Origin of the sequence: Streptomyces sp. NPDC050145 (assembly GCF_044460245.1) — a bacterium.
Lineage (GTDB): Bacteria > Actinomycetota > Actinomycetes > Streptomycetales > Streptomycetaceae > Streptomyces.
This window is the reverse complement of record NZ_JBITJS010000016.1, coordinates 205,687-215,157: the sequence shown is the minus strand read 5'-3', so window position 1 is coordinate 215,157 and position 9,471 is coordinate 205,687. Positions and strand designations below refer to the sequence as shown.

8 protein-coding genes are annotated in these 9,471 nt (G+C 69.0%); 2 read left to right on the top strand and 6 right to left on the bottom strand.

Annotation, left to right across the window (positions count from 1 at the left end):
* Positions 1 to 304: 304 nt before the first annotated feature.
* On the bottom strand, positions 305 to 1,990 hold the full coding sequence (locus ACIBTU_RS29740; protein WP_399129612.1) for a ribonuclease J: 1,686 nt from the start codon (positions 1,988 to 1,990) through the stop codon (positions 305 to 307).
* A gap of 141 nt (positions 1,991 to 2,131) precedes the next feature.
* Positions 2,132 to 3,031 carry a 4-hydroxy-tetrahydrodipicolinate synthase gene (gene dapA, locus ACIBTU_RS29735; RefSeq protein WP_399129611.1) on the bottom strand — a complete coding sequence of 300 codons (900 nt, stop codon included), beginning with the start codon at positions 3,029 to 3,031 and terminating at the stop codon, positions 2,132 to 2,134.
* Positions 3,032 to 3,426: 395 nt separating this feature from the next.
* On the opposite strand from dapA, the gene ACIBTU_RS29730 reads away from it, so the two are divergent.
* Positions 3,427 to 3,666 (top strand): hypothetical protein, encoded by a 240-nt coding sequence (locus ACIBTU_RS29730; RefSeq protein ID WP_399129610.1) that lies wholly within the window; start codon positions 3,427 to 3,429, stop codon positions 3,664 to 3,666.
* A 102-nt stretch (positions 3,667 to 3,768) separates the two neighbouring features.
* Positions 3,769 to 4,326: a hypothetical protein gene (locus tag ACIBTU_RS29725; protein WP_399129609.1), complete on the top strand. Its 558-nt coding sequence runs from the start codon at positions 3,769 to 3,771 to the stop codon at positions 4,324 to 4,326.
* A gap of 69 nt (positions 4,327 to 4,395) precedes the next feature.
* Here the strand turns inward: ACIBTU_RS29725 and ACIBTU_RS29720 are convergent, their stop codons facing one another.
* From ACIBTU_RS29720 to ACIBTU_RS29705, 4 genes are read right to left on the bottom strand one after another with little or no spacing between them, the layout of a single operon-like run.
* Positions 4,396 to 4,848 (bottom strand): hypothetical protein, encoded by a 453-nt coding sequence (locus ACIBTU_RS29720; protein WP_399129608.1) that lies wholly within the window; start codon positions 4,846 to 4,848, stop codon positions 4,396 to 4,398.
* A 9-nt stretch (positions 4,849 to 4,857) separates the two neighbouring features.
* The gene (gene dapB, locus ACIBTU_RS29715; protein WP_399129607.1) at positions 4,858 to 5,613 is read right to left on the bottom strand and encodes a 4-hydroxy-tetrahydrodipicolinate reductase; all 756 of its coding nucleotides are present in this window, start codon (positions 5,611 to 5,613) and stop codon (positions 4,858 to 4,860) included.
* 31 nt (positions 5,614 to 5,644) lie between these two features.
* On the bottom strand, positions 5,645 to 7,024 hold the full coding sequence (locus ACIBTU_RS29710) for a M16 family metallopeptidase (protein ID WP_399129606.1): 1,380 nt from the start codon (positions 7,022 to 7,024) through the stop codon (positions 5,645 to 5,647).
* Positions 7,021 to 9,237, bottom strand: coding sequence for a polyribonucleotide nucleotidyltransferase (locus tag ACIBTU_RS29705; protein WP_399129605.1), 2,217 nt, complete (start codon positions 9,235 to 9,237; stop codon positions 7,021 to 7,023). The genes ACIBTU_RS29710 and ACIBTU_RS29705 overlap by 4 nt, the downstream gene beginning before the upstream one ends.
* Positions 9,238 to 9,471: the final 234 nt, after the last annotated feature.

Genomic DNA, 9,471 nt, shown 5'->3' with positions numbered 1-9,471 from the left:
TTGTACTCACCCTCTCGGGCTTTCCTCCGGGCGCTTCCCTTCGGTCTTGCGTTTCCGACTCTATCAGACCGTTTCACCGGCCGATTTCCTCGGAAGTTTTCCTGCTTTTGCCTTCCGGGATTCGCTTTCGCGCTTTCCCTTTCGGCTCGACCGACTTTATCAGAGATTCTGAGGCGGTCTTTCCACCCGCTCGGAGAACCGGATCGGGCACCGAAGTGCGCCCGGTTCCCCTCAGGCGGAGCCGTAAACGTACTGGAGCGGGGCGCCCCGATGCAAATCGAGGGGCCCCGCTCCAGACGGTCCGTCAGACCTCGACGACGACCGGGAGGATCATCGGGCGACGGCGGTAGGTGTCGGAGACCCACTTGCCCAGCGTGCGGCGGATGAGCTGCTGCAGCTGGTGGGGTTCGACGACGCCGTCCTGGGCCGACTTGTCCAGGACTTCCTGGATCCGGGGGATGACGGCGGTGAACGCCGAGTCCTCGATGCCGGAACCGCGTGCCTGCACCGTGGGACCACTGGTGATCTTGCCGGTGCTGGAGTCGACGACCACGAAGACCGAGATGATGCCCTCGTCGCCGAGGATCTTGCGGTCCTTCAGCGCCGGCTCGCCGACATCACCGACGGAGAGGCCGTCCACGTAGACGTATCCGGCCTGGACCTTGCCGACGATCTTGGCCTTGCCGCCGACGAGGTCGACGACGACACCGTCCTCGGCGATGACGATGCGGTCGTGCGGGACGCCGGTGAGGGCGCCGAGCTCGGCGTTGGCGCGCAGGTGGCGCCATTCGCCGTGGACCGGCATCAGGTTCTTCGGCTTGCAGATGTTGTAGAAGTACAGCAGCTCGCCGGCCGAGGCGTGGCCCGAGACGTGGACCTTGGCGTTGCCCTTGTGGACGACGTTCGCGCCCCAGCGGGTCAGGCCGTTGATCACGCGGTAGACCGCGTTCTCGTTACCGGGGATGAGCGAGGACGCCAGGATCACCGTGTCGCCGGAGACGATGCGGATCTGGTGGTCGCGGTTGGCCATGCGCGAGAGCGCGGCCATCGGCTCGCCCTGGGAACCCGTGCAGACGAGGACGACCTCGTCGTCCGGGAGGTCGTCGAGCGTCTTCACGTCGACGACGAGCCCGGCGGGGACCTTCAGGTAGCCGAGGTCGCGGGCGATGCCCATGTTGCGGACCATCGAGCGGCCGACGAACGCGACGCGGCGGCCGTACTCGTGCGCCGCGTCCAGGACCTGCTGGATGCGGTGCACATGGCTGGCGAACGAGGCGACGATGATGCGCTTGCGGGCCGAGGCGAAGACGCCGCGGATCACGTTCGAGATGTCGCGCTCGGGCGGGACGAAGCCCGGGACCTCGGCGTTCGTCGAGTCGGTGAGGAGCAGGTCGATGCCCTCCTCGCCGAGCCGCGCGAACGTCGGCAGGTCGGTCAGGCGACGGTCCAGCGGGAGCTGGTCCATCTTGAAGTCACCCGTGTGCACCACCATGCCGGCGGGCGTGCGGATGGCGACGGCCAGCGCGTCCGGGATCGAGTGGTTGACCGCGATGAACTCGCAGTCGAACGGGCCGAGACGCTCGCGGTCTCCCTCGGAGACCTCCAGCGTGTACGGGCGGATCCGGTGCTCCTGGAGCTTCGCCTCGATCAGGGCGAGGGTCAGCTTGGAGCCGATCAGCGGGATGTCCGGCTTCTCGCGCAGCAGGTACGGGACAGCACCGATGTGGTCCTCGTGCCCGTGCGTGAGGACGATGCCCTCGATGTCGTCGAGGCGGTCCCTGATGGACGTGAAGTCCGGCAGGATCAGGTCGATTCCGGGCTGCTCCTCCTCGGGGAAGAGCACTCCGCAGTCGACGATCAGCAGACGGCCGTCGAACTCGAAGACGGTCATGTTGCGGCCGATCTCGCCGAGGCCGCCGAGCGGGGTGACGCGCAGGCCGCCCTTCGGGAGCTTCGGCGGGGCGCCGAGTTCAGGATGCGGATGACTCAAAAGACTCTCCTCACCACGCACGCCACGTACCTATTGGGCACGTGGCGCGCGTGACGTTCGTGCAGTTAGCAGTTGTCTTGGTAATTCTTCGGTCTTGCTCTTCTTGTGTTGTTCAGTTGTGAAGCTTTGCCAAGTCTGTTGTCAGAGCTGTACCCCGCCGGCGGCAAGATCGATCTTGAGCTGGGCGGTCTCCTCGGCGGTCAGCTCGACGAGGGGAAGCCGCAGCGGTCCGGCGGGCAGGCCCTGAAGGTCGAGGGCGGCCTTCGTGGTGATGACGCCCTGGGTGCGGAACATGCCGGTGAAGACGGGGAGCAGCTTCTGGTGGATCTCCGTCGCCTTGTGTACGTCACCCGACAGGTACGCGTCGAGCATGGCGCGCAGGTCGGGGGCGACGAGGTGGCCGACGACGGAGACGAAGCCACAGGCGCCGACGGACAGCAGCGGCAGGTTGAGCATGTCGTCGCCGGAGTACCAGGCGAGGCCGGAGCGGGCGATGGCCCAGCTGGCGCGGCCGAGGTCGCCCTTGGCGTCCTTGTTGGCGACGATGCGCGGGTGCTCGGCGAGCCGGACGATCGTGTCCGTGTTGATCGGCACGCCGCTGCGGCCCGGGATGTCGTACAGCATCACGGGCAGGTCGGTCGCGTCGGCGATCGCCGTGAAGTGGCGGTACAGGCCCTCCTGCGGGGGCTTGTTGTAGTACGGCGTGACCGTGAGGAGACCGTGGGCGCCGACCTTCTGGGCGGCGCGGGCGAGCTCGATGCTGTGGTGCGTGTCGTTCGTGCCGACGCCGGCGACGACGTGGGCCCGGTCACCGACCGCCTCGACCACGGCTCGTACGAGATCCGATTTCTCCGCGTCGCTGGTGGTCGGGGACTCGCCGGTGGTGCCGTTGACGATCAGGCCGTCGTTGCCTGCGTCCACCAGGTGGGCGGCGAGCCGCTGCGCGCCGTCGAGGTCGAGTGCGCCGTCCGCCGCGAAGGGCGTGACCATGGCGGTGAGGACCCTCCCGAAGGGGGTCTGCGGAGTCGAGGTCGGAGCCATGGGTAACACGCTACTCGCTGCTCAGCACCGGGTCCCCCCTCGGGGGCGGCGACAACTCACGACAAAGTGGGATCCCGGCACTGCCTGCTCGGGGGTTCAGGCAGTACCGGGTCCGTTTGATCAGGCTAGATGAACTTTACGAAATGCCGCAATACGGACACTTCGCGCGGATGATCCGCACATCTGTACCGCTCGGGACTCACGGCGCGGAGTGGGAGCCTCCACCGGCCCATCTGCGGCGATCCCTGGCGATCCCTGCTGATCCCCGGCGAAGAAGAGCGAACTTCAGAGAAATCGGGGAAACAGGGCACCTTTCGGGGCGTTCGAGCGTCTGTGTAGGTGCACACCGTTCGTTCGACTCCGTTCGTTCGACCTTCTGAGGAGAAGCACCGCCCATGTTTCGTCGGCGCGAGCCCGTACCGTTCGCCTTCGTCGCTGAGGCCGACAGGTTCCGCAGCAATGTCACGCCGCCCGCGCGTGAGCGCCTCACCTTCGGTCAGTTCGCAGGGCGCGCCCTGGTGGGGCTGACCGTCGTCGGCGGGCTCGTCGCCTCGCTGATGTTCGGCATGCCGGCCCTGTCGCAGGACCAGGCCCCCGGGCACACGCAGACCTCGGAGGCGTCGGACGGGCGCTGACGCCGACGCTCGTACGGCCCCCTGAGGTGGAAGGCCGGAGCACGCGTAGGTAGCCTCACCGGGCACAGAGCCCATCCAGCGTGGAGCGAGTGAGGACCAGTCGTGCCCCTGCCCTTTCTGACGGCCGACCGTGCTTTCGAGGAGGCCGCGGCGGACACCGCGCTGCCCTTCGACGACCGGGACCAGTGGCGTCGCCCCTACCGACCGGGGCCCTACCGGGTGGCCGCCTCCGCCCTGTTGCTGCTGCTCGCCTCGTACGTGCTGGTCGCCGCGGTGATCATCGCCGCGGCCGGGGACGTCATGGCGGCCTCGCTCTGCGGCGCGCTCGCCGTGCTGATCATCGCGGCTGCGCTGCGGCTGCTGCGCATGGGCACCTGGGTGAGTGCGCGCGGCGTGCGCCACGTCGCGTTCCTGCAGACCCGGACGGCCCCGTGGAACGCGGTGGTGGCCGTCCGTACGGTGCAGCAGCCCGTGCGCTGGCTCGGACTGCCCCGCACCGTCCAGGGGCAGGCGCTGACCCTCGTACGGCGGGATCGGCAGGGGGAGCAGGCCACGCTGCTGACGAGTCACAACGGTGACTTCCTGGGGCGCTCCACCGCGTTCGAGCGCGCCGCCGACAGTGTCGAGGTGTGGGCCGCGGAGTACGGGCCGCAGCGCTGACCGCACGCGCAGACATGAGAGAGGGGCCGCACCGGATCGGTGCGGCCCCTCTCGCATGTGTCTGCCCGGTCAGGCCTCGACCGTGCGTCCTTCCTGGAGGGCGATCGCGCGCTGCATCGCCTTACGGGCGCGCGGGGTGTCCCGCGCGTCCTTGTAGGCGACGGCCAGGCGGAACCAGCAGCGCCAGTCGCCGGGCGTGTCCTCCGTCTCGGCCTTGCGGCGGGCGAAGACCTCGTCGGCGGAGTCGCGGTCGATGCGGCCGTACTGGTCGCGCCGCAGCTCGTCGACGGGCAGTCCGCCCTCGGCCTCGAGGAGTTCGGCCAGATGGTTGGCCTTCTGGACGAACCGGGTGTTCGCCCACAGGAACCACAGGCCGATCACCGGGAGGATCAGCACCGCGACGCCGAAGGTGATCGTCAGCGCGGTGCCCTGGCGGATGAGCATGACGCCGCGGTCGCCGGCCAGGACGAAGTAGACGACCAGAACGGCGGCCGTGACGGCATAGGTGATCTTCGCGCGCATCGCCGTGGGTCAGCCGTTCAGGTCGAGGAAGTGTTCCAGGCCGAAGGTGAGGCCCGGGGTCGTCACGACCTTGCGCGCACCCAGCAGGATGCCCGGCATGAAGCTGCTGTGGTGCAGCGAGTCGTGGCGGATGGTCAGCGTCTCCCCCTCGGCGCCCAGGAGGACCTCCTGGTGGGCCAGGAGGCCGCGCAGACGGACCGAGTGGACCGGGATGCCGTCCACGTCCGCGCCGCGCGCTCCGTCGAGCGCCGTGGCCGTCGCGTCGGGCTGCGGCGCGCTGCCGGCCTTCTCGCGGGCGGCGGCGATGAGCTGCGCCGTACGGGCGGCCGTGCCCGAGGGGGCGTCGACCTTCTTCGGGTGGTGCAGCTCGATGACCTCGACGGACTCGAAGTACGGAGCGGCGGCCTCGGCGAACTTCATGGTGAGCACGGCGCCGATGGAGAAGTTCGGCGCGATGAGCACACCGGTGGACGGGGAGTCCGCGAGCCACCCGTTCAGCTGCGCGAGGCGGTCCTCGGTCCAGCCCGTCGTGCCGACGACACCGTGGATCCCGTGGCGCACGCAGAACTCCAGGTTCCGCATGACCGAGTCGGGCGTCGTCAGTTCGACCGCGACCTGGGCGCCGGACTCCGTGAGGGTCTCCAGCTTGTCGCCGCGGCCGAGGGCGGCCACGAGCTCCATGTCCTCGGCGGCCTCGACGGCACGGACCGCCTCGGAGCCGATGCGGCCGTTGGCCCCGAGGACCGCCACGCGCAGCTTGCTCATGTTCTCCCAGTTCCTTCTGTCAGTGCGGGTGTTACGCGACCGCTTCGTGCAGACGGGCGGTCTGCTTGTCCTTGAGCGGGCCGATGACCGACAGGGACGGACGCTGTCCCAGGATCTCCCGGGCCACCTCACGCACCTCGTCGGGGGTCACGGCGGCGATCCGCTCCAGCATGTCGGAGACGGACATCTGCTCGCCCCAGCACAGCTCGCTCTTGCCGATGCGGTTCATGAGCGCGCCCGTGTCCTCCAGGCCGAGGACCGTGGAGCCGGAGAGCTGGCCGACGGCGCGGCTGATCTCGTCGTCGCTCAGGCCTTCCCGCGCGACCAGGTCGAGCTCGTCGCGGCAGATCTTCAGGACGTCGTCCACCTGGTTCGGGCGGCAGCCCGCGTACACGCCGAACAGGCCGCAGTCGGCGAAGGCCGAGGTGTACGAGTACACGCTGTAGGCCAGGCCGCGCTTCTCGCGGACCTCCTGGAAGAGGCGGGAGGACATGCCGCCGCCCAGCGCCGTGTTGAGCACGCCCATGGCCCAGCGGCGGTCGTCGGTGCGGGCGAGGCCCGGCATGCCGAGGATGACGTGGGCCTGCTCGGTCTTGCGGCCGATGACGTCGACGCGGCCGGCGGCGCGCAGGTTCTTGGTGCCGGTGCGGGGGCCGACGGGGAGCGCGGTCGCGGCGCCGAGGGCGCCCGCCTTGTCGAAGGCGGCGCGGACCTGTCGGACCACCTTGTTGTGGTCGACGTTGCCCGCCGCCGCGACGACGAGGTGCGTCGGGTCGTAGTGCTTCTTGTAGAAGCGGCTGATCTGGCCGCGCCCGAGCGCGTTGATCGTGTCGACCGTGCCGAGGACCGGGCGGCCCAGCGGGGTGTCGCCGAGCATCGTGTGCGCGAACAGGTCGTGCACGCAGTCGCCCGGGTCGTCCTCGGTCATCGCGATCTCTTCGAGGATGACGCCGCGCTCGGCGTCGACGTCGGCCTCCTCGATGAGGGAGCCGGTCAGCATGTCGCAGACGACGTCTATGGCGAGCGGCAGGTCGGTGTCGAGCACGCGCGCGTAGTAGCACGTGTACTCCTTCGCCGTGAAGGCGTTCATCTCGCCGCCGACCGCGTCGATCGCGGCGGAGATGTCGAGGGCGCTGCGCTTGCGCGTGCCCTTGAAGAGGAGGTGCTCCAGGTAGTGCGTCGCGCCGTTCAGAGTTGGCGTCTCGTCACGGGAGCCCACGTGGGCCCAGATGCCGAAGGTCGCCGAGCGGACGGAGGGCAGGGTCTCGGTGACGATGCGCAGGCCGTTGGGGAGCGTGGTCCTGCGGACCGTACCGATGCCGTTCTCGCCCTTGATCAGGGTTTGGGTACGGGCGACGGCCCGCGCCTCCGAGGAGGTGCGGGCCGTCGCCTTGGTGCTACGGGACGTCACTTGTCGGTGTCGTCCTTCGCGTCGTCGCCCTCTTCGCCCTCGATGACGGGGATGAGGGAGAGCTTGCCGCGGGAGTCGATCTCGGCGATCTCGACCTGGACCTTCTGGCCCACGCCGACGACGTCCTCGACGTTCTCCACGCGCTTGCCGCCGGCGAGCTTGCGGATCTGCGAGATGTGCAGCAGACCGTCCTTGCCCGGCATGAGCGAGACGAACGCACCGAAGGTCGTCGTCTTCACGACGGTGCCCAGGTAGCGCTCGCCGACCTCCGGCATGGTCGGGTTGGCGATGCCGTTGATCGTGGCGCGGGCGGCCTCGGCCTGCGAGCCCTGGGCGGCACCGATGTAGATGGTGCCGTCGTCCTCGATCGTGATGTCGGCGCCGGTGTCCTCCTGGATCTGGTTGATCATCTTGCCCTTGGGGCCGATGACCTCACCGATCTTGTCGACCGGGATCTTGACCGTGATGATCCGCGGCGCGTTCGGGGACATCTCGTCCGGGACGTCGATCGCTTCCATCATCACGTCGAGGATGTGGAGGCGGGCGTCCTTGGCCTGCTTGAGGGCGGCGGCCAGGACGGAGGCCGGGATGCCGTCGAGCTTCGTGTCCAGCTGGAGCGCGGTCACGAACTCCTTGGTGCCGGCGACCTTGAAGTCCATGTCGCCGAAGGCGTCCTCCGCACCGAGGATGTCGGTGAGGGTGACGTAGTGCGTCTTGCCGTCGATCTCCTGGGAGATCAGACCCATGGCGATACCGGCGACGGGGGCCTTCAGCGGCACACCGGCGTTCAGCATCGACATGGTGGAGGCGCAGACGGAGCCCATGGACGTCGAGCCGTTGGAGCCGAGGGCCTCGGACACCTGACGGATCGCGTAGGGGAACTCCTCGCGCGTCGGGAGCACCGGCACCAGGGCGCGCTCGGCGAGGGCGCCGTGGCCGATCTCGCGGCGCTTCGGGGAGCCGACGCGGCCCGTCTCACCGACGGAGTACGGCGGGAAGTTGTAGTTGTGCATGTAGCGCTTGCGGGTCACCGGGGAGAGGGTGTCCAGCTGCTGCTCCATGCGCAGCATGTTCAGCGTGGTGACACCCAGGATCTGGGTCTCGCCGCGCTCGAACAGGGCGGAGCCGTGCACGCGCGGGATGGCCTCGACCTCGGCGGCCAGGGTGCGGATGTCGGTGACACCGCGGCCGTCGATGCGCTTCTTCTCCTTGATGACGCGCTCGCGCACCAGGGACTTGGTCAGCGCGCGGTACGCGGCGGAGATCTCCTTCTCGCGGCCCTCGAACTCCGGGAGGAGCTTCTCGGCGGCGAGGACCTTGACGCGGTCCAGCTCGGCCTCGCGGTCCTGCTTGCCGGCGATGGTGAGCGCGGCGGAGAGCTCGGGCTTCACGGCGGCGGTGAGGGCCTCGAGCACGTCGTCCTGGAAGTCCAGGAAGATCGGGAAGTCGGCGGTCGGCTTCGCGGCCTTGGCGGCGAGGTCGGCCTGGGCCTTGCACAGCACCTTGATGAAGGGCTTGGCGGCCTCGAGACCGGCGGCGACGACCTCCTCGGTCGGCGCCTCGGCGCCGCCCTTGACCAGCTGGATGGTCTTGTCGGTGGCCTCGGCCTCGACCATCATGATCGCGACGTCGCCGTCCTCGAGGACGCGACCGGCGACCACCATGTCGAAGACGGCGTCCTCGAGCTCGGTGTGCGTCGGGAACGCGACCCACTGGCCGTTGATCAGCGCGACGCGGACGCCGCCGACCGGGCCGGAGAAGGGCAGACCGGCCAGCTGGGTGGACGCGGACGCGGCGTTGATCGCGACGACGTCGTACAGGTGGTCGGGGTTGAGCGCCATGATCGTCGCGACGACCTGGATCTCGTTGCGCAGGCCCTTCTTGAAGGACGGGCGCAGGGGGCGGTCGATGAGGCGGCAGGTGAGGACGGCGTCCTCGGAGGGCCGGCCCTCACGACGGAAGAAGCTGCCGGGGATCTTGCCGGCGGCGTACATCCGCTCCTCGACGTCCACCGTCAGGGGGAAGAAGTCGAGCTGGTCCTTGGGGTTCTTCGAGGCCGAGGTGGCCGAGAGGACCATCGTGTCGTCGTCGAGGTAGGCGACGGCGGAGCCGGCGGCCTGGCGGGCCAGACGGCCCGTCTCGAAGCGGATGGTGCGGGTGCCGAAGGAGCCGTTGTCAATGACGGCCTCGGCGTAGTGGGTCTCGTTCTCCACTAGCGTTTTCTCCGTTGCTTTCGTCTGTATTCGTCTTTTGTCCCGTACTGCCCGTGTGGCAGGGGGACGAACGGAGCAGCGCGCCTTGGAGCGGGCCGGTCTTCGATCGAAGCACCCGGGGATCCTCTTGCGTCTCCGGGGGCCACTACCGAGGACCGGCGGCGGCGAGGGCTGCGCTGTTCCTCGTCTCGAGCACGCGTCACGCGTACTCGTACGTCACCAGACTACAAAGCC

Coding starts and splice junctions, on each gene's coding strand:
- dapA (WP_399129611.1), bottom strand. CDS start 3,031: ATGGCTCCGACCTCGACTCCGCAGACCCCCTTCGGGAGGGTCCTCACC.
- ACIBTU_RS29730 (WP_399129610.1), top strand. CDS start 3,427: ATGTTTCGTCGGCGCGAGCCCGTACCGTTCGCCTTCGTCGCTGAGGCC.
- ACIBTU_RS29720 (WP_399129608.1), bottom strand. CDS start 4,848: ATGCGCGCGAAGATCACCTATGCCGTCACGGCCGCCGTTCTGGTCGTC.
- dapB (WP_399129607.1), bottom strand. CDS start 5,613: ATGAGCAAGCTGCGCGTGGCGGTCCTCGGGGCCAACGGCCGCATCGGC.